This is a genomic window from Brevibacterium yomogidense (assembly GCF_016107685.1).
GTDB lineage: Bacteria > Actinomycetota > Actinomycetes > Actinomycetales > Brevibacteriaceae > Brevibacterium > Brevibacterium yomogidense.
Map to the genome: position 1 here is coordinate 382,754 of NZ_JABASY010000002.1, position 18,415 is coordinate 401,168.

The 18,415-nt window shown below is 68.8% G+C and carries 19 protein-coding genes; 7 read left to right on the top strand and 12 right to left on the bottom strand.

Going from position 1 to position 18,415, the window contains the following annotated elements; genetic code table 11:
- Positions 1 to 139: 139 nt before the first annotated feature.
- Positions 140 to 694, bottom strand: a complete 555-nt coding sequence (locus JFC09_RS06065; RefSeq protein ID WP_332839670.1) for a MarR family winged helix-turn-helix transcriptional regulator — start codon at positions 692 to 694, stop codon at positions 140 to 142.
- 125 nt (positions 695 to 819) lie between these two features.
- Between JFC09_RS06065 and JFC09_RS06070 the strand changes: the two genes are divergently transcribed.
- Positions 820 to 1,713 (top strand): phytoene/squalene synthase family protein, encoded by an 894-nt coding sequence (locus JFC09_RS06070; RefSeq protein ID WP_198393099.1) that lies wholly within the window; start codon positions 820 to 822, stop codon positions 1,711 to 1,713.
- A gap of 19 nt (positions 1,714 to 1,732) precedes the next feature.
- Entirely contained in the window at positions 1,733 to 2,839 is a 1,107-nt protein-coding gene (locus JFC09_RS06075) for a polyprenyl synthetase family protein (RefSeq protein ID WP_198393100.1), read from the top strand.
- A gap of 45 nt (positions 2,840 to 2,884) precedes the next feature.
- On the opposite strand, the gene JFC09_RS06080 is transcribed toward JFC09_RS06075, so the two are convergent.
- Complete coding sequence (locus JFC09_RS06080) at positions 2,885 to 4,045, bottom strand: FUSC family protein (protein WP_332839671.1); 1,161 nt, start codon at positions 4,043 to 4,045, stop codon at positions 2,885 to 2,887.
- A 106-nt stretch (positions 4,046 to 4,151) separates the two neighbouring features.
- Here JFC09_RS06080 and JFC09_RS06085 point away from each other — a divergent pair, with 106 nt between their 5' ends.
- A complete protein-coding gene (locus JFC09_RS06085; protein ID WP_198393102.1) occupies positions 4,152 to 4,469 on the top strand; it encodes a lycopene cyclase domain-containing protein in 318 nt (105 codons plus the stop codon).
- Positions 4,466 to 4,780, top strand: coding sequence for a lycopene cyclase domain-containing protein (locus JFC09_RS06090; RefSeq protein ID WP_198393103.1), 315 nt, complete (start codon positions 4,466 to 4,468; stop codon positions 4,778 to 4,780). The genes JFC09_RS06085 and JFC09_RS06090 overlap by 4 nt, the downstream gene beginning before the upstream one ends.
- A 36-nt stretch (positions 4,781 to 4,816) precedes the next feature.
- Here JFC09_RS06090 and JFC09_RS06095 read toward each other — a convergent pair whose 3' ends face one another.
- The 9 genes from JFC09_RS06095 to JFC09_RS06135 form a co-directional block, all read right to left on the bottom strand.
- A complete protein-coding gene (locus JFC09_RS06095; RefSeq protein ID WP_198393104.1) occupies positions 4,817 to 5,335 on the bottom strand; it encodes a CoA-binding protein in 519 nt (172 codons plus the stop codon).
- A gap of 2 nt (positions 5,336 to 5,337) precedes the next feature.
- Positions 5,338 to 6,645 carry an O-acetylhomoserine aminocarboxypropyltransferase/cysteine synthase family protein gene (locus JFC09_RS06100; RefSeq protein WP_198393105.1) on the bottom strand — a complete coding sequence of 436 codons (1,308 nt, stop codon included), beginning with the start codon at positions 6,643 to 6,645 and terminating at the stop codon, positions 5,338 to 5,340.
- 47 nt (positions 6,646 to 6,692) lie between these two features.
- Positions 6,693 to 8,837 carry an AMP-binding protein gene (locus JFC09_RS06105; protein ID WP_198393106.1) on the bottom strand — a complete coding sequence of 715 codons (2,145 nt, stop codon included), beginning with the start codon at positions 8,835 to 8,837 and terminating at the stop codon, positions 6,693 to 6,695.
- A 136-nt stretch (positions 8,838 to 8,973) separates the two neighbouring features.
- A complete protein-coding gene (locus tag JFC09_RS06110) occupies positions 8,974 to 9,594 on the bottom strand; it encodes a PepSY domain-containing protein (RefSeq protein WP_198393107.1) in 621 nt (206 codons plus the stop codon).
- A 79-nt stretch (positions 9,595 to 9,673) separates the two neighbouring features.
- On the bottom strand, positions 9,674 to 10,000 hold the full coding sequence (gene fdxA / locus JFC09_RS06115; RefSeq protein WP_198393108.1) for a ferredoxin: 327 nt from the start codon (positions 9,998 to 10,000) through the stop codon (positions 9,674 to 9,676).
- A gap of 64 nt (positions 10,001 to 10,064) precedes the next feature.
- The gene (locus JFC09_RS06120; RefSeq protein ID WP_198393109.1) at positions 10,065 to 10,862 is read right to left on the bottom strand and encodes a DeoR/GlpR family DNA-binding transcription regulator; all 798 of its coding nucleotides are present in this window, start codon (positions 10,860 to 10,862) and stop codon (positions 10,065 to 10,067) included.
- Positions 10,862 to 11,905 (bottom strand): 4-hydroxythreonine-4-phosphate dehydrogenase PdxA, encoded by a 1,044-nt coding sequence (gene pdxA / locus JFC09_RS06125; RefSeq protein WP_198393110.1) that lies wholly within the window; start codon positions 11,903 to 11,905, stop codon positions 10,862 to 10,864. Before pdxA ends, JFC09_RS06120 begins: the two co-directional genes overlap by 1 nt.
- Positions 11,902 to 13,269, bottom strand: a complete 1,368-nt coding sequence (locus JFC09_RS06130) for a four-carbon acid sugar kinase family protein (RefSeq protein ID WP_198393111.1) — start codon at positions 13,267 to 13,269, stop codon at positions 11,902 to 11,904. Before JFC09_RS06130 ends, pdxA begins: the two co-directional genes overlap by 4 nt.
- Positions 13,270 to 13,279: 10 nt before the next feature.
- Positions 13,280 to 14,755: a GntP family permease gene (locus JFC09_RS06135; protein WP_198393112.1), complete on the bottom strand. Its 1,476-nt coding sequence runs from the start codon at positions 14,753 to 14,755 to the stop codon at positions 13,280 to 13,282.
- A gap of 206 nt (positions 14,756 to 14,961) precedes the next feature.
- On the opposite strand from JFC09_RS06135, the gene JFC09_RS06140 reads away from it, so the two are divergent.
- From JFC09_RS06140 to JFC09_RS06150, 3 genes are read left to right on the top strand one after another with little or no spacing between them, the layout of a single operon-like run.
- Complete coding sequence (locus JFC09_RS06140; RefSeq protein ID WP_198393113.1) at positions 14,962 to 15,699, top strand: DsbA family oxidoreductase; 738 nt, start codon at positions 14,962 to 14,964, stop codon at positions 15,697 to 15,699.
- Positions 15,699 to 15,977, top strand: a complete 279-nt coding sequence (locus tag JFC09_RS06145) for a hypothetical protein (RefSeq protein ID WP_198393114.1) — start codon at positions 15,699 to 15,701, stop codon at positions 15,975 to 15,977. Before JFC09_RS06140 ends, JFC09_RS06145 begins: the two co-directional genes overlap by 1 nt.
- Before the next feature lie 51 nt (positions 15,978 to 16,028).
- On the top strand, positions 16,029 to 17,333 hold the full coding sequence (locus JFC09_RS06150; protein ID WP_198393115.1) for an Nramp family divalent metal transporter: 1,305 nt from the start codon (positions 16,029 to 16,031) through the stop codon (positions 17,331 to 17,333).
- Positions 17,334 to 17,396: 63 nt separating this feature from the next.
- On the opposite strand, the gene JFC09_RS06155 is transcribed toward JFC09_RS06150, so the two are convergent.
- On the bottom strand, positions 17,397 to 18,299 hold the full coding sequence (locus JFC09_RS06155; protein ID WP_198393116.1) for a LysR family transcriptional regulator: 903 nt from the start codon (positions 18,297 to 18,299) through the stop codon (positions 17,397 to 17,399).
- Between the last annotated feature and the right edge of the window lie 116 nt (positions 18,300 to 18,415).

Below are 18,415 nucleotides of genomic sequence, written 5' to 3' on the forward strand. Positions count from 1 at the left end.
GTCCGCTCCGGGCCGCCCGCCTGCATCCCGGAGCCGCGCGACGTGCGCGCGGCGATGGAGGGGCGCGGCGATGGAGGGGCGCGCCTCGCCCGAGGCGGTGTGGGAGGCGGTCGAGACGATCGAGGGGTCGTCGGGGTGATCAGCCTCCGGGGGCGACCGGACCGGACGCATCCGCAGCGGCTGTCTCGCCGGGGTCGTCGTCGATCGAGATGCTGTCGATCATGCGACTGAGGAACTGGGCGACGACCGACCGGTCGTCGGCACTCATCGATGTGGCCACCTCGTACATGCGATCGTGCATGTGCCTGAGCGTCTGCTTCACCTCACGGTCGCCGTCCTCCGTGGCTTCGACGGCGACCGACCGCCGGTCCTCCGGGTGCGAGGTCCGCCGCGCGTAGCCTTCTCGCACCAGGCGATCTACCAGGTTGCTCACCGACGCGTTCGTGATGTCGAGGGCGAGGGCGATGTCCTTCTGCCGGACGACGACCCCCTTGGCGCGCGCCTCGAGCAGATACCTCAGGGTGAGGATCTCCTTCTCGGACATGCCCATCTCGTCGCGCACGCGCGACCGCATGGCGCCTTCAGCCTCCCGATAGCGGCGCAGGAGGTTCAGCACGTCCACGGCGGAGGTGTCGACGTCGTCGCCGGCGAACCAGTACTCGGACGTTTCGTTGTCGTCGGCTGCGGTGCTCACGCAGAAGGCCTCTCTCTCGCAGGGAAGGTTGCCCCTGGAGCCCTTAACTGTTAGTTTACGTAACTGTTATACCACTGAAACAGACGAGCACCACGGCCCTCACGCGACTACCTCTCAAGGCGATCATGCTGCGCTCCTCTCTCCACACACGCACCTGCCAGACCGCCGCCGCCCGTGTGATCGAGGAGTACTCCACCAGCTTCTCGCTGGCGACCAGGCTGCTCCCGCCGGAGATCCGCACCCATGTCGCGAGCATCTACTCACTGGTGCGCGTCGCCGACGAAGTGGTGGACGGGGCCTTCCCCGCATCGGAACCGGAAGACCGGGTCCGCGAACTCGACGACCTCGAGGCACGTGTCCGTGACGCCCATAGTCGTGGCTTCTCCACCGATGCCTACGTGCATGCATTCGCTTGGTCCGCGCGCAGCACCGGCATCGGGCCCGCGCAGTGGGAGCCGTTCTTCGATTCGATGCGCGCCGACGCCCACCCGTGCGTCCACGACGAGGTGAGCCTCCGCACATACGTCCACGGCTCAGCGGAAGTGGTCGGTGAGATGTGTGTGCTCGCCTTCCTCGACGGCGCACCGGTCGGTCCCGCACGCCGCGAGGCGCTGTTCCGCGGCGCCCGCGCCCTCGGTTCTGCGTTCCAGAAGGTGAACTTCCTCCGTGATCTCGCGGAAGACCGCGACGACCTCGACCGCGCCTACCTGCCCGGTATCGGCCGTTCCGCCCCCACCGACACGCAGAAGGCCGCGATCGTCGCAGACATTCGTGACGAACTCGACACCGCGTGCGGCTCGATCGGCCTGCTGCCGAAGCAGGTGCGGCCCGCCGTCCGGCTGGCCCACGACCTCTTCGAGGAACTGGCCCGCGCCCTCGACGCGGCGCCCGCCCACCGCCTCACCCACACCCGGATCCGGGTGCCGACCCGACGCAAGGCCGTCCTCGCCGTCTCAGCGCTCGTGGGTCGACGGCGTGCACCCGGCGGGGGCACGACGATCGGCCGGGGGAGAGCATGACGACCGACTGGGAGAACGCATGACGGTGAGAACGGAACCCGTCGTGGTCGCACGCATCGAGGCGGCGCTCGACCGGTTCTTCGCGGAACGGGCGTCGGCGGTCGCGTCCCTGAACGCCGGTTTCGCCGATCTGTGGGACCTCGCGGCCACGCATGCGCGGGGAGGGAAGCTCGTGCGTCCCCGCCTCTTCATCGACGCCGTCGAAGCCTTCTGCACCGCCGAGGAGTCGGGTGACACTCGGGGGTCAGAGGGCGTCCGGAAGTCGGGTCGCATCGGGGAGGAGTCGGTGGACCGCCTCGCCGCCGTGCTCGAGGTCCTCCACTACGCGTTCCTCCTCCACGACGACGTGATCGACGGCGACCTCGTCCGCCGTCACGGGCCGAACCTCATCGGCACGGTCCGGGGCCAGCACCCGGATGCGCCGGACGGAGACTCGCTGCACTGGGGAACCAGTGCGGCGATCCTCATGGGCGACGTACTCCTGTCCGCCGCCGTCCTGGACTGCGCGCGGCTGCCCCTTCCCTCCGGCCCGCGTGCCCGCGTCCTCGACCTCGTCGACGAGGCGATCACGGAAACCGTCGCGGGGGAGTACCTCGACGTGGGACTCAGCGACGGCGTCGTCGCGGCGGAGCTCGACACCGTCATGACGATGACGGCGCTCAAGACGGCGTCGTATTCGTTCTCTCTTCCTCTGCGACTGGCTGCCGCGCTGTCCGACGCCGCGCCCGAGGTCGATGAGACGCTCGTGCGGGTCGGGAACCACCTGGGGGTCGCCTTCCAAGTGCAGGACGACCTCCTCACGATGTTCGGTCGCCATGTCGCCCATGGGAAGGACGCCCTCTCCGATCTGCGGGAGGGGAAGCAGACCGTCCTCGTCGCGCACCTCCGCAGCTCGGTTCGCTGGCACGAGATCGCCGGAGTCCTGGGAGAGCCCGACGTGGACGAGTCCGGTGCCGCGCGGATCCGCAGAGCATTCGACGAATCAGGGTCACGGACGTTCGCGGTGGGCCTCGTGACACATCACTTGGCTGAGGCCGCCCGCGTCATCGGGAGCTCCACCGTCCCGCTGGAGGTGCGTCGCGTGGTCGAGGACTGTGTCGAGAGTCTGAAGAGCAGGTCGATCTAGCAGGTCCACCCGGTAGGCCCGCCTGAGCCCCGCGTTCCCTGCACCTCACCTGCCGGTGGTGCCGGCTTCGCGCGCTTCCCGGGCGGAGGCGACGTCGTCGACGACGCGGGCGATGTGCCTCATGCTCGTGATGAGCGAGCCGTAGAGCGGCCACGTGTGCTGGGGCAGGTCCCGGTCCTCGGACAGGTCGGTCGAGAGCTGCACCAGGCGGTCGTCGATGGGTTCGACGGTGCTGTCCGGATTCGCGATCGCGTGCCCTGCGTCCCGGACGATGCCCACCCACCTCTCCCGGAACCAGGTGTCCCACTCGCCCTCCGCATACGTGGCGTCTCGGAGCGTGCGGACCAGATGGCGGAGGTGGGAGATCCCCTCGTCCACTCGGCCGAGGATCTCACCGTAGTCCACCTCCCGAGCGCTGTCCCTCGACCGTGCACGCCTGTTGCCCGTCACATGCAGCCGAGGGTTCGCCCGCCGGCTCTCACGCGCGGTGCGGACTGACTGCCACGCGGTGCCGAGGTCGTCCTTCATCGACTGGATCTCGGTCGCCCACGTATCCGCGTCGTCGGTGTTCCACGACTCCTGGAGTTCGTCGGCCATGTCGACGAGGACCCTGCCCATGCGCAGATTGATGTGGTCGACGTAGCGGGCGGCCTGCCTGTCGCGCAGCGGTGGGATGAGGAGGAGGTTGATGAGGAGGCCGACCGCGGCGCCCACCGCCACCTCGACGATCCGGTCGAGCAGCATGGGCTGCTGCTCGGAGAAGCCGTCGCCCAGGACGAAGACCCCCGTCGTGGCGATCGCGACGCCCTCGTCACGGATCCACGGGATCCGGGAGGCGGCCATGCCGACGAAGATGGCCAGGGCGAAGGTCCACAGCCCGACCCCCAGGAAATGTCCGATCACGAAGGAGACGCCCACCCCCGCCCACGAGGCGACCGTCGTCTGGGCGCCGCGCCGCAGGGACTGGTAGACCGTCGGGTACACGGTCAGCAGGGCGACCCACGGCGCGAGGAACGGCATCTCCGAATCGAGGACGTTCACCGCGAGCCACCAGGCCAGTGTGGCGGCGGCCACCGTCTTGAGGATCTGCAGCACGTCGGTCGTGACCTCCGGGCTCCTCACGACCTCCCCGAAGCGACCGCGCAGATGGTCGACGGTGTTGTTCCGCGGCGTGTCATTCGCTCCTGCGTTCACGTATTTCCTCACGTCGTCCATGGTGAGAGCCAGGATCTCACGACCCAGAGCCGGATGTGAATGACAGGATGGCCTGACGGAATCTTTCTTCTGGGAGCAGGACGGCGGGGGTGCGGGGATGATCTATCTCAGTGTGCTGATCGGGCTGCTGCTGTGCATGGTCGCACTGGACGCGCGCTTCCGGCTGTTCGTCTTCCACCGGCCGCTCCCCGCACTCCTCGTCCTGCTGCTGGGGACTGGATTCTTCCTCACGTGGGACCTCGCCGCGATCGGACAGGGCATCTTCCTGCACATCGACTCGCCGCTCATGACCGGTGTGATGATCGCTCCGCACCTGCCTCTCGAGGAGATCCTCTTCCTGCTCTTCCTCTGCTACCAGACCATGGTCCTCGCCACGGGGTTCGCTGCGTGGCGGGCGAGGAGGCGCAGCGCATGAGCTATCTCACGCTGAACGTGCCGTTCGTCGCCACCGCACTCGTGGTCCTGATCGCGGCCGTCGCCCTCCGCAGGATTCCCGTGGGACGTGCATGCTGCGAAGTCGTCTTCACCGCCGTCGTCCTGTGCACGCTCACTGCGGTGTTCGACAGCCTCATGATCCATGCCGGTCTGTTCGAGTACGCGGAGCACACGCTCATCGGCATGAGGGTAGGGCTGGCACCCCTCGAGGACTTCGCGTACCCCCTGGTCGCCGCACTGCTGCTGCCGGGGCTGCGGTGGCTGCTCGTGCCGGCCCCTGCGGAGCAGTAGCGGCCGACCGAGCAGTCAACGTGGGCAGGTGGAGCGTCAGTCCAGCTTCTGCCTCTTCGACGAGATCACGCCGGTGTTGAACCCGGCCAGATTCAGCCCGCCGTGGAAGCGGGCGTGCTCGATCTTGATGCAGCGGTCCATGACGACGTTCAGCCCGGCGTCCTCGGCGATCTTCGCGGCGTCCTCGTTCCACAGCCCCAGCTGGATCCAGAGGGTCTTCGCCCCGATCGCCACGGCCTCGCGGGCCACATCGGGAAGGTCCTCGTTGCGGCGGAACACGTCGACGATGTCGGGCACCTCCGGCAGATCCTCGAGTGAGGCGTACACCGGGTGGCCCAGGATCTCCTTCTCTCGCGGGTTGATGAAGTACACGCGGAGGGAGGAGGACGACAGGAGGTACGTGCCGACGAAGTTCGATGCGCGCGCGGGCTTCGCAGACGCCCCGACGATCGCGATCGACCGCGCGTCGCTCAGCATCTGCAGGCGTTGGCCCGCAGACGGGCCCTCCCAGGTGCGCCGTCCGGCGGCAGGGGCTTGTGTGTTCTTCTCAGCCATGGTCACTCCACTCCTTCCGCGGCGGCGGCCAGCGCCTGATCGAGGTCCCACAGGATGTCGTCGAGGTCTTCGAGCCCCACGGAGATCCGGATGAGGTCGGGCTTCACGCCGCCCGCCTCCAGCTGTGCCTCGGTGAGCTGCTGGTGGGTCGTCGACGCGGGGTGCAGCACCAGGGTGCGCGCGTCGCCGATGTTCGCCAGGTGCGAGGCGAGCTGCAGCTTCTCGATGAAGGCGGCACCGACCTCACGGCCGTCCTTGTCGCCGCTTCCTGCGACACCGAACGAGAACACCGACCCCGCAGAGGTGAGGTACCTCTTCGCCCGTTCGTGGTGTGGGTGGGACGGCAGCCCGGAGTACTGGACGTAGCTGATGCGGGGGTCCGCCTCCAGCCATTCCGCGACGCGCTGGGCGTTCTCGACGTGGTTGTCCATCCGCTGGGCGAGCGTCTCGACGCCCTGCAGCAGCTGCCACGCGGACTGCGGGGACAGGGCGGGGCCGATGTCGCGCAGCTGCTCCGAGCGCAGGCGGGTGAGGAACCCGAACTCGCCGAAGTTGTCCCACCAGGACAGCCCGTTGTAGGTGGGCACGGGCTCCGTCATGAGGGGGAAGTTCCCGTTGCCCCAGTCGAACGTCCCGGACTCCACGATGACGCCGCCCAGTGTCGTGCCGTGCCCGCCCAGGAACTTCGTCGCGGAGTGGATGACGATGTCCGCGCCGTGCTCGATCGGCCGGCACAGGTAGGGGGTGTTGAGCGTCGCGTCGACGACGAGGGGTATGCCCGCCCCGTGGGCCACGTCCGCCAGACCGGCGAGGTCTGCGATCTCCGACGACGGGTTCGCGATGAGCTCCGTGTAGACCGCCTTCGTCTCCGGCCGGAGCGCCGCCTGGAAATCTGCCGGGTCCGTGCCGTCGACGAAGGTCGTGTCGATGCCGAAGCGGCGCAGGGTCACGTCGAGCTGGGTGATGGTGCCGCCGTACAGCTGCGAGGAGGCGACGATGTGGTCGCCGGACTGGGCGAGCGCCGCGAACACGAGGAACTCCGCGGACATGCCCGACGCGGTGGCGACCGCCCCGATGCCGCCCTCCAGGCTGGCGACGCGCTCTTCGAACGCCGAGACGGTCGGGTTGCCGATCCGCGAGTAGATGTTCCCGTACTTCTGCAGTGCGAAGAGGTTCGCGGCGTCGTCCGCGTCCTTGAACACGAACGACGTGGTCTGGTGGATCGGCACGGCGCGCGATCCGTGGACCGCGTCGGGCACCCCGCCGGCGTGCAGCGCACGCGTGCGGAAGCCGAACTGGTGATCGGACAAAGGGGGTCCTCGCTCTCTGGGACAGGCGATTGGGTCAGGCGACTGGTTCAGAAGGTGGTCTGCGGCGCGTCCACGGCAGCCGGGTGGCCGACGATCCGGGCGATGTCGTCCACGGCGTGCGCGTTGGTGAGCGACGTCGTGTCTCCGAGCGTAGTGTGCTCGAACAGCTGGGTGAGCAGGCGTCTCATGATCTTGCCGGACCGGGTCTTGGGGACCTCGGGCACGGCGATGACGTGGGCGGGTTTCGCGATGGGGCCGATCCGGCGGCTCACGTGGTCGCGCAGCGTGTCCCGCAGCCTGTCTGCGGAGACGTCCGCGGCGTCGTGTGCGAGGACGACGAACGACAGCACGGCGTGCCCGGAGAGGGGGTCGACGATGGGTGCTGCACCTGCCTCGACGACCCACGGGTGGGACACGAGCGCGGATTCGATCTCGATGGTCGACAGCCGGTGACCGGACACGTTGATGACGTCGTCGACCCGCCCCAGCACGGTGATGTCACCGTCGTCGTCGATGCGGGCACCGTCGCCGGAGAAGAACCAGCCGCGCTCCCCGAAGTGCGCCCAGTAGGAGTCGAGGAACCGCTGGGGTTCGTGCCACACGGTGCGGGCGGCCGATGGCCCGATGCCGTCGACGACGAGCAGACCCTGCTCGCCCGTGGCGGTTTCGGCGCCGTCTGCGTCGACGACGCGAGTGGTGAGGCCGGGCAGTGCCCGGGTCGCGCAGCCGGGCTTGGGGGAGGGGAAGCCCACGCCCGAGGTCCCGGCTGAGTCAGAGGTGTCGGCTGGGTCAGAGGTGGCCGGCACCTCGGCGGTGGGGGACTCCCAGCAGGGGTCCTGGGGGCGGGGAGACATGACGCAGGACCCGGTCTCCGACTGCCACCACGTGTCGATGACGGGGGCGGTGCCCGCACCCACCTCGCGGCGCAGCCACGTCCAGGCCTCCGGATTCACGGATTCGCCCACCGTGCCGACCAGACGGATCGAGGACAGGTCCCAGCGGTCGGCGGGACGCTCACCCGGCGCGGGGTTCGACCCGAACGCGCCCATGTGGGAGCGGACGAGGGTGGGCGCCGTGTAGTACGTGGTGACGCCGTAGCGCTCGATGATCTCGAAGTGTCGTCCAGGGTGGGGCTCCTGCGGGGTGCCCTCGTAGATCACCTGGGTGACGCCGTTGAGCAGGGGGCCGTAGATCTCGTACGTGTGGGCCGTCACCCACGCGAGGTCCGCCGTGCACCAGTGGACGGTGTCCGCGACCTTCTGCGGGTCGTTCACCGCATCCAGCTCGTGCTCGACCAGGTCGAACAGCAGCGCGTGCGTGTACGCCGTCTGCGTGAGGTAGCCACCAGTCGTGTGGACGAGCCCCTTGGGGCGGCCGGTGGTGCCGGAGGTGTAGATGAGGAAGAGGGGGTGCTCCGCGTCGAACGACTGCGGCTCGTGGTGGGGCGAGGCCGCTGCCAGTGCGTCGTGCCACCACACGTCGCGGTCTTCGGTCCACGCGATGTCGTCACCCGTGCGGCGGACGACCAGGACGTGGTCGATCGCGTTGTCGCCGCTCACCGCTTCATCCGCGGCGTCCTTGACGGGAACGGACTTCCCCCGTCGGAACTGGCCGTCGGAGGTGACGAGCACCTTCGCGCCCGTGTCCTCGACCCGGAACCGCAGCGCGTCAGCGCTGAAGCCACCGAACACCAGGGAGTGGACCGCGCCGATCCGTGCGCAGGCGAGCGTGATGACGACCGTCTCCGGGATGACCGGCAGGTAGACGACGACCCGGTCGCCGGGTTCGACGCCCAGCTCGAGGAGGGCGTTCGCCGCGCGGGACACCTCGTCCTGAAGATCCGCGTACGTGAGCGTGCGTCGGTCGCCCGGCTCGCCCTCGAACAGGAGCGCCGGTCGCTCGCCGAAGCCCGCGTCGACGTGCCGGTCGACGCAGTTGTGGGCCGCGTTGAGGCGGCCGCCAGCGAACCACTCGATGCGGGGGACCGTGTACTCGGGGGATCCGTCCTCCCTCGTGCCGGTCTGCCGGGGCCGGTCGAGTGTGTGCGTCGTGTGCCACCGCCGGTCCCAGTCCAGGCGAGCCGCCTGCCGCTCCCAGAACGCGATGCGACCGGCCTCGGTCTGGAAGTCCTCTTCAGGGCGGCGGGGGACGTTGAGGGGCAGGGTCGTGGAGGTGGGAACGGCGGAAGTCATGCCCACCATGAAACCGTCGAGCAGGCGGTGGGCCGACGCCGAACGTCACACAGACGGCCCATGACGCGGAAGGGCGTCATGGGCCGTCATGATTCGTCACGAGGGAGGGTGAGCGCTGCCTCCCCGCGCCGATGTGTCAGTCGTCTTCGGTCACGTCACCGGACTTCGCGTCGACGTAGAGGTCACGGGTCCTGTCGGAGCCGTCCACGTAGATCTCGACCTCCCAGTGCAGTACCCCGTCGTCCTCATCGAGTTCCGCGTCATCGATCGTGCCCGCAGTGTGATCGAGGGCGATCTCGAGCGCCTCGACGAGGGAGACCTCTGCCTCCTCGAGCTCGCGGCGGTCGTCGTCATCGAGATCGTCCTCTTCGGTCTTCTCGATCGTCGTGCCGTCGGCGCTCACGTGGTACTCCCATTCGCGGTCGCTGCCGATGACGTCGATCTCCCAGTGATCGTCGTCGTCGAAGTCGATCTCATGGGCGGTTCCGCCGTTCTCCGCCTCCGCCGTGTCGATCGCCGTGCGGGCGTCCTCGAGTGACCCGCCCCGATGCATGGTGGCAGCGGCCGAGGACTCGGCGCCCTCGGTCGACTCCTCGGTGGGGACAGTGTCGTCGGTGGCGGACTGCGTCTGCTCGATCCCGTCGGTCTCTGCCGGCGCATCGGAGCCGGAGCCGCAGGCGGACAGCGTCAGGGCGGCCGCTGCGACGGCTGCGATGGAGAGAGAGCGGACGGGGCGAAGACCATGTGTTGTCGTCATGCTTCTCAGCCTACTGACGCTGTGTGAAGACCTGATGAGACGTCGATGAGTGAGTTCTTACCTATCGGTAGTCGACGACTCACGTCCCCGTCTCCTGTGGTGGCAGGGCGGCGACGATCGGGTGGTCGAACGAGTAGACCCCGGTGCCGGCCGCACCGCCGGGCGAACCGATGGTGTCGAAGAATTCGACGTTCGCGGTGTAGTACTCCGCCCACTCCTCGGGGACGTCGTCCTCGTAGTAGATCGCCTCGACGGGGCACACCGGTTCGCACGCACCGCAGTCGATGCACTCGTCCGGGTGGATGTAGAGCATCCGCTCGCCCTCGTAGATGCAGTCGACCGGGCACTCGTCGACGCAGGACCTGTCCTTCAGGTCGACGCAGGGCTGGGCAATCACATAAGTCATGTGGTCGACCCTACGGCCTCCCCCGAGGGTGAGCTCAACCCCTCGACGGTCCCCGCGAGACCCGTCATCCCACCGCGGCGACAACGACGTCCACACCCGCGGCATCGAAATCCGCGAGCATGTCCTCATCGTGCGCGTCCGTCACCAGCGTCCAACCAGCAGGCAGACTTGCCCACGCGCTGATGCCCGCCACCCCGAACTTCGACCGGTCCGCCAGCACCGCGGTGCGATCGCTGCGGGTCGCCGCGAACTCCTTGACGTACGCCTCGTCGAGAGTCGGCTCACCCACGCCCCGTGTCGCGGACACGGCATCGCATCCCAGGATCGCGAGGTCGAAAGCGAACCTGCCGAGCGCCTCGATCGCCAGCGGGCCCGTCGTCCCGTGGGACGCCGGGGTGAGCCGTCCACCCACGACGTGCACCTCGATGCCGTCGCCGCCTGCGAGCAGCACCGCGTTCTCGAGTCCGCGGGTCACCACCGTCACGTCGCGCACCGACCGCTGCCGCAGTGCGTCGACGAACGCGATCGTCGTCGTCCCGGCGTCCACGAAAACGGTGGCGCCGTCGTGCACGAGGTCGACCGCCGCCCGCCCGATCCCGGCCTTGCCCTGCGGGTTGAGGGCCAGCCGCTCGTTCAGGGCTCGATCGCGGAAGGGTGCCGCCGTGATCGCCCCGCCGTACGTCCGCGACACCAACCCGTCGGCCTCGAGTGCTGCGAGATCCCGGCGGACGGTCGACGCGGAGACCGACAGGCGGTGGGCGAGATCCTCCACGCGGACCGTCCCCGCGTGGACGAGGGACACCAGGGCGTCGCGTCGCGTGCGTGTGGCCCGGTGCGGCCGAGAGGCGGTCTGCCCGTCCATCAGCGGGGCAGGTACTCCGCGCGGATACCGTCGACGAACGGCGCGTAGTCGATCGCCGCGCGGAACGCCGACCGCATGGTGCCCGGATCCGCCTTGCCCTGTCCGGCGATGTCGAACGCCGTGCCGTGGTCCACGCTGGTGCGCAGGATCGGCAGGCCGACGGTCACGGAGATCGTCCCGTCGAAGTCGAACGTCTTCGCCGCGATGTGCCCCTGGTCGTGGTACTGGGACAGGATCCCGTCGTAGCGACCGGAGAGCCCCTGGTGGAACACGGAATCCGCCGGGATGGGTCCCGCGACGGACAGCCCGTCGGCGTTCACCCGTTCCAGAGCGGGCCTGAGGATCTCGATCTCCTCATCGCCGAACGCGCCGTTCTCCCCGCCGTGCGGGTTGATCGCCGCGGTCGCGAGGCGCGGGTTCTCGATCCCGTAGACCTCGAGCGCGCGGTGGGCGCGGCGGATGGAGTCGACCTGCGTGTCGATCGTGATCGCGTCGAGCGCCTTCCGCAGTGACATGTGGCGGGTCGCGAAGAACACGTGCATGTGGTGGCCGGGCACGTGGGAGCGCTCGACGACGAACATCGTGTCCTGCTTCGTCACGCCCGTGAGTGCGCCCAGCATCTCCGTGTGCCCCAGATGCTCGGAGCCCGCCTGCCAGATGGCCTCCTTGTTGATGGGGCCAGTGACGATGCCCGCGATCTCCCGGTCCATCGCTGCGGTGGTGGCGACCTCGATCGCGCGGACGGCGGCACGGCCGGCGCGGGCGTCGACGACGCCCCACTCCAGCTGAGTCTCACCCAGCATGTCGATGTCGTAGACGTCGATGACGCCGGCGCCGGCGGACGGGACGTCCCACGAGGAGACGGCCCGCACCTCGGCGTCGAGGCCAAGCACCTCGACCGCGCGACGCATGACGGACACGTCCGCGACCGCGATGCCGTGGACCGATTCGTCACCGGCGTACTCGTGGAGGACGGCCGCGGTGATCTCCGGGCCGATGCCCACGGGGTCGCCGGGGGTGAGGGCGAGGACGGGTGCGGTCATGAGGGTTCCTTCCCAGAGGTGGAGCGGGGCGTGGTCGGGGTGGTGGAGGCGAGGTCTGCGAGCGCGTCGAGGCAGACGCACGCGGTGTCCGCGCCGCCCACCAGTCCGCCCTTCGTGACGATGGGCAGACCCGCGTGCGGCCCGCCCACGACGGTGCCGGCGGTGGCGAGGGGGACGACCTCGTCGCGGATCTCGATGCCGACGCCGCCGAGGCCGTGGAGGACCTCCGCGGTCACGTCACCGCCGGTCGTGTAGAGGCCGCCGACCGGCCGGGCCGCAGCGCCGTCCGCGTCTGCGTCGTCCAGCACGGCTTTCGTGATCCGACCCAGTGCGGCGGGGATGTCGTCGGCCTCGGCCTCCGTGAGGTCGATGATGTCCGTTGCGTCGAGGACGGTCGCGAGCAGGACGATCGCGGGGCCTGCCGGGCCGGCAGCACCCCCGGAGGAGGCCGCGCGGAGGTGCGTGAGGACGTCCGCGGCGGTGGCCTCCACGTCGATGCGGCGGGTGCCGGAGAGGAACACGGGCCGCACGACGGAGACGCCCCGCGACGAGGAGAGCGTCGTGAGCTGGGTGCGCGTGAGCTCTGTGGCGGACCCGGACACCGCCAGCAGCGGCGGCGTGGCAGCCGAACCGGTCAGCCCCATCCGTTCCGCGATCGCCCAGCTGCCGGGCCCCGGATCGATGCCGACCCACATGGCGTCCGGGCGGACGGCGAGGGCCGCGCGCGCGAGTGCGTCGAGGTGCCCCTCCGTGAAGGCGTCGCCGATGAGGATGTCGGGGGAGTCTGCCAGCAGACTCTCGATCCGCCCCTCGAGATCGCTGCCGCCCGCAGTGATGGTCTCCAGCCCGATCTCCGCGCACGTGAGGGTCGACTCGCGGGTGAGCGCGGCAGCGACGGAGGACGTCGTCATCGGGGTGCGCACGTCGTGGGCGAGCTCCGTCAGTTCGAGCCGTGCGCCTCCCATGAGCTGGAGACCGCCCACGGTCTGCCGGTCCGCGGACGGGAACGCGGGCATGCACAGACCGATGACCTCACGGTCGGTGAGCGTGCGGATCGTGTCGATGACGGCCTGCGCCTGCGCCCCGACGTTGCCGCGCAGGGTCGAATCGCAGCGCGACGACACGAACGACGCCGGCCACCCCGCGCGGACGGCGGCAGCGGTGAGCCGGGCGGCCTCGGCGGCGGGGAGGTGACGGGAGTCGGTCGTGACGACGACGGCGTCGTAGGCGTCCCGCTGGGCGGTGATCTCCTCGTGGTGCTCGCCCACGCGCAGGGTGACGGTGCGCAGGCCGCGCCGAGCCATGCCAGTGGCCGCACCGTTCGACCCGGTGAGGTCGTCGCCGACGATGAGGACGGATGCCATGGGGCCCGCCTCAGCCGACGATGAAGTTGAGGACGACGAGCAGCGGGATCGACCCGGCCCACACGGCAGTCGTGATGCCGGACCAGCCCTTGAGCGCCTCGAGCCCGTCCAGGCCCGTGAAGCGGGTGACGACCCAGAAGTACGAGTCGTTGAAGTAGCTGAACACCATCGACCCGGCGGTGCACGCCATGACCGCGACCAGGGGGTCCAGTCCGGACTCCGTGATGACGGAGGCGGACACGGATGCGGCGGTGATCATGGCGACGGTGCCGGACCCCTGCGCGATCCGCACGACGGTCGCGATGATGAAGGGGACGAAGAACGCGGGCAGGGGAGTGGCGGCGACGGCTGAGGCGAGGGCATCGCCCACACCCGATTCGCGCAGGACCATACCGAGTCCGCCGCCGGCGCCGGTGATGAGGAGGATGAGGCCGGCGGATCCGGCGGCCTCGGCGAGCCAGGCGTGCACCTTGGTGCGCGCCGTCCAGCGGGGGAGCAGCACGTAGACGGCCAGGACGACGCCGATCGTCAGCGCGACGACGGGGTTGCCGAGGAATACCAGCGGCTGTGCCCACGCGGACGGCTCGTACGCCGCATCCTGATCGCCGATGATGCCCTGGTTGCCCTGGTCCACTGCAGCGGCCACGGTGTTGCAGACGATGAGCAGCAGCGGGATGACCAGCGGCAGAGCGCCCAGGATCGCGTTCGTGCGGTGCGGCTTGCGGCCCGCGGGAGTGGCGCCCAGGAAGTCCTCGGAGCGGTAGGTGACGACGTGCGCGACTTCTGCGGCGTCGGACGAGCCGCCGCGGGTGGCGAGCGCGACATCATGCCGCGGCCCGTAGACCTCTTCCGCGATGACGGGGTTGAGGCGCGCCTCCAGACGGGGGCCCATCCACTTCGCGTACACGACGACGACCGGCAGGAGGATGACGGTGAAGATGAGGCCGGTGAGGATCACGGCACCCATGTCTGCCCCGAGGATGCCGGTGACGGCCAGCGGCCCGGGGGTGGGCGGCACCATGTGGTGGGTGAGCGTCATGCCGCAGCCCAGCGCCAGTGCCAGCGTGATGTAGGCACCCTTCTTCACGCGCGCGATCGACCGGGCGAGCGGGTTCATGATGACGTAGCCGGAATCGCAGAAGACGGGGATCGACACGAGCGAGCCCACGGACGCCATCGCCCACGGCTCACGGCCCTTGCCGAACATGCGGAGGAATGCGCGGGCGAGCGCGTCTGCGGCGCCGGAGACCTCGAGGATCTTGCCGATGAAGACGCCCAGGCCGATGACGATGCCGACGCTCGCGAGCGTGCTGCCGAAGCCCTCGGTGATCCAGTCGATCGTCTCGACGAAGCCGGATCCCGCCACCACCCCGGTGATGACGCCGGCGATGAGGAGGGCGACGAACGCGTCCAGCCGGGTGGCGAGCACGAGGACGACGATGGTCGTGATGCCGAGGACCAGCGCGAAGAGCAGCTGCACGTCCATGAGAGGACTCCTAGGTGGAGGGTGGCGGTGCCGCAGATGACACGTGGTCGGCACACGAATTTCTGAGAGTATACGCGCAGAACCCTCAGGAACGGAAGGCGAAGATGCGCAGACTGCGCAGAAAAGGCGGAGAGCGTAAGGAATCCTTCCGTGCCGTCCCGTGTTGAGGTGTGTAGGACGACACATGACATGAAAGAGGGAGCGCGATGACAGCGAGTGAAGCGACAACCGCTGAGGGTGCGACCAGGACGGTGCGGATCGACGTGTGGACGGACCTCGTGTGCCCCTTCTGCTACGTGGGCCAGGCACGCCTGGACCGCGCCATCCGGGACGAAGGGGTCGACGTGGACCTGGTCGTCCATGCGTTCGAACTCGACCCCACCTCGCCTCCGGTGCATGGTGTCCACGGTGTCCACGGTGATGGAGCCTCGCTGCTGGGTGGGGCGCCCACGAACATCGACCACCTGGTGCAGGCCAAGGGGATGTCCCGTGATCAGGTGATGGCGATGGAAGCGCGGATCGGCGACATGGCCGCGGAGGTCGACATGCCGTACGTGCCCGAACGCCCCGTGGGGAACACGCGCGGCCTGCACCGCGTGGTGCAGACGGTCGCGTCGACGCTGGGTGCGCGCGTCGCCGCGGATCTATTCACCTGCATCCAGAATGGCTACTTCGCCGGCACCTTCGACCCCTACGACACGGAGGCCGTCGTGCGTGCCGCGATCGAAGCCGGCGCCGCCGAGCAGGTGGTGCGCGCCGCGATGACGGGGGTGTCTGCCGAGGCCGAGGCGGCGGTGGAGGCCGACATCATCCGCGCCCGTGAGCTGGGCGTGCAGGGCGTGCCGTTCATGGTCTTCGACAACCGCATGGCCGCGCCGGGTGCGATGGACGTCGACACGTACCGCAGGGCGCTGCGGCAGCTCGCCGACGCGAAGGAGGCGTGATGGGGGAGACGAAGAAGTGGGAGAAGGCGTCACCGGAGAAGAAGGGGCCGGACACGGACGTGGAGGCGGGCCGGTCCGGAGCAGCGGCCGCCGGCAAGAACGGCGACGCTGCGGAGGCCAGTGTGGAGTCCGAATCCCGTGAAGCGGACGAAGCCCGTCGAGAGTCGGAGGCTGGGGAGGAAGCCGAGTCCCGTGAGGAGTCGGATCTGCTGTCGCTCGACGATCTGTTCGCCGGGGCGCAGGGGGGCTCATGCTCGATCGATGGGACCTGCGACTGATCGCTGACAACGCAGCCTGTGCCGCAAGTCACCTTTCTGTAGAATCGTCCTATGAACGACGAACGCCCGGGCGACGACTCCACATCGGAACACGTGACCCCTGGGACCGGTGCCTCCGCGGCCCCAGCCGGTGGGAAGCCGAAATGGAAGATCCTGGGCCCCGGGCTGGTCGTCGCGGCGACCGGCATCGGTGCCGGAGACCTCGTCGCGACCCTCGTGGCTGGATCCATGTACGGCTACGCGCTGCTGTGGGCGGCGATCGTCGGTGCCGTCATCAAGGTGTTCCTCGTCGAAGGTGCCGGCCGTTGGTCGCTCGCGACAGGACACTCGATCTTCGAGGGCTGGCGGCGACTGGGGAGATGGACGTCGGTCTATTTCGGTCCCTACATCCTCATCTGGGGCTTCGTCTACGGAGCCACAGCAATGTCGGCCTCAGCGTTGCCCATCTACGCGGTGTTCCCGCAGATACCGTTCATCGCATATGCGATCTTCTCCGGGCTGGTGGGCTTGGTCCTCGTGTGGTGGGGGAAATACCACGCGCTGGAGAAGATCGTCGCGGCGTTCGTCGGACTCATGTTCATCACCGTCGTGGGATCCGCTGTGTTCGCCGCACCCAACTTCCTCGACGCCGTGAAAGGGCTCGTCCCTCTCATTCCTGAAGGCGGCCTGGTCTACACACTCAGCATCATCGGCGGTGTGGGCGGCACGATCACGCTGGCTGCGTACGGGTACTGGTTGAAGGAGAAGGGCTGGTACAGCCCCAAGTGGATGCGCGTCATGCGGATCGACAACTCCTTCGCCTACCTCATCTCCGGCGTCTTCGTCATCTCGATGCTCATCATCGGCGCGGAACTGCTTCACTCCGCGAACATCGCGATCCAGTCGGGTGACGAAGGACTCGTCGAACTGTCGGGCGTGCTCGACGCCGAGTACGGTCCGTTCGTCGGGAAGCTCTTCCTCGTCGGCTTCTGGGCCGCGTCCTTCTCCTCCGTTCTAGGCGTGTGGAACGGCGTGTCGATCATGTTCGCGGATTTCTGGGGACGGGTGCGGAACAAGCCGGAAGACCACCCGGACCGTCGATCCGGGGGCAAGTACTACAAGTTCTACGTCCTCTGGCTGACCTTCCCGCCCATGCTTCTGCTGCTCATCGGCAAGCCCGTCGCCATCATCATCGCGTACGGCGTCCTGGGGTCGTTCTTCATGCCGTTCCTCGCGATCACACTGCTGTTCCTCCTGAACAGCGGACGCATGCCGCAGGAATGGCGGAACGGCTGGCTGCTCAACACCGTGCTCGGCGTCATCACCCTGCTGTTCGTGGTGCTCGGCGTCAACGAGCTGGTCGGAGTGTTCCAGTAGGGCTGGGTGTCTTCGTCGGACTGCGTGTGCCCTTCAGTCCGGGCCCGGCTACTGGTGCAGTCGTCAGCGGAACACGTCGATGACCGCCTGCTCGACACGGTCGAACAGCTGGGACGACGTGTCCGCACGGCGACTGATCCACGACTCCGCAGTCAGGGGCGAATCGACGACGTGGGCGATCCTCACCCGTGGGTCGGACTCCGCTCGGGCTTCCGCGATGGGCAGGGGCGCCACGGACACGCAGAGTCCCGCCGCCACCGCGTCCAGCGCGGAGCGCCAGGTCCGTGACAGGTAGGTGAACTGCGGGTCGAAGCCGGCTTCGGTGCACAGTGCGCGCACCGTGTCGTGGAACCGCGGGGACGCCGACCTGCGGAACACTGCGAAAGGAACACCCGCGCAGTGGGCGAGGGTGTCCGGGGCACCATCTCGCAGTGCCGCCGAGGCGCCGGTCGGCACCACCAGCGCGAACGGCGCGGCTGTGAGCCGGGTCGAGGTGACATCCGGCCCGTCCGCCGCCGCGTTCCCACACGCAAGGTCCACGCCACCCGACCGGAGTGCCGCCACCGCCTCGGCGCTGGACATCTCCTCGACGAGGATCCGGAGTTCCCGTGCTTCTCCTGCCAGACGCGCGACGGCTTCGAGGAGACCGTGCTCCAGCACGGAGGCGGTTGCCCCGATCGTCACGACTCCGGCCTGACCGGTCGACAGGGCGGCGGATGCGGCGGCGAACCTGTCCGCGCCGGCGAGGACCGCCTCGGCTTCGGCCAGCAGTGCTTCCCCCTCATGCGTGAGGGTGGTGCGGGGAGTCCTGCTGAAGAGAGTGACACCCAGCTGCTTCTCGAGCCGGCGGATCTCCGCGCTGAGGCCGGGCTGCGAGATGTGGAGCAGCTGTGCGGCCCGGCCGAAGTGCAGGGTCTCCGCCAGCACCGTGAAATAGCGGAGGCGCCGCAGATCGATGTCAGTCATAACCCAGGATTATCGCACCTTCAGGTGTAGCTGTTGGACGGTTATCGGCTGGGTTCGTACTCTGAACGCAGGACCATCCGCGCACGCAGCGATGCACCCGCTCGACGACGCCCCTC

Coding starts and splice junctions, on each gene's coding strand:
- JFC09_RS06070 (WP_198393099.1), top strand. CDS start 820: ATGCTGCGCTCCTCTCTCCACACACGCACCTGCCAGACCGCCGCCGCC.
- JFC09_RS06075 (WP_198393100.1), top strand. CDS start 1,733: ATGACGGTGAGAACGGAACCCGTCGTGGTCGCACGCATCGAGGCGGCG.
- JFC09_RS06085 (WP_198393102.1), top strand. CDS start 4,152: ATGATCTATCTCAGTGTGCTGATCGGGCTGCTGCTGTGCATGGTCGCA.
- JFC09_RS06090 (WP_198393103.1), top strand. CDS start 4,466: ATGAGCTATCTCACGCTGAACGTGCCGTTCGTCGCCACCGCACTCGTG.
- JFC09_RS06095 (WP_198393104.1), bottom strand. CDS start 5,335: ATGGCTGAGAAGAACACACAAGCCCCTGCCGCCGGACGGCGCACCTGG.
- JFC09_RS06105 (WP_198393106.1), bottom strand. CDS start 8,837: ATGACTTCCGCCGTTCCCACCTCCACGACCCTGCCCCTCAACGTCCCC.
- JFC09_RS06110 (WP_198393107.1), bottom strand. CDS start 9,594: ATGACGACAACACATGGTCTTCGCCCCGTCCGCTCTCTCTCCATCGCA.
- fdxA (WP_198393108.1), bottom strand. CDS start 10,000: ATGACTTATGTGATTGCCCAGCCCTGCGTCGACCTGAAGGACAGGTCC.
- JFC09_RS06120 (WP_198393109.1), bottom strand. CDS start 10,862: ATGGACGGGCAGACCGCCTCTCGGCCGCACCGGGCCACACGCACGCGA.
- pdxA (WP_198393110.1), bottom strand. CDS start 11,905: ATGACCGCACCCGTCCTCGCCCTCACCCCCGGCGACCCCGTGGGCATC.
- JFC09_RS06130 (WP_198393111.1), bottom strand. CDS start 13,269: ATGGCATCCGTCCTCATCGTCGGCGACGACCTCACCGGGTCGAACGGT.
- JFC09_RS06135 (WP_198393112.1), bottom strand. CDS start 14,755: ATGGACGTGCAGCTGCTCTTCGCGCTGGTCCTCGGCATCACGACCATC.
- JFC09_RS06140 (WP_198393113.1), top strand. CDS start 14,962: ATGACAGCGAGTGAAGCGACAACCGCTGAGGGTGCGACCAGGACGGTG.
- JFC09_RS06145 (WP_198393114.1), top strand. CDS start 15,699: ATGGGGGAGACGAAGAAGTGGGAGAAGGCGTCACCGGAGAAGAAGGGG.
- JFC09_RS06150 (WP_198393115.1), top strand. CDS start 16,029: ATGAACGACGAACGCCCGGGCGACGACTCCACATCGGAACACGTGACC.
- JFC09_RS06155 (WP_198393116.1), bottom strand. CDS start 18,299: ATGACTGACATCGATCTGCGGCGCCTCCGCTATTTCACGGTGCTGGCG.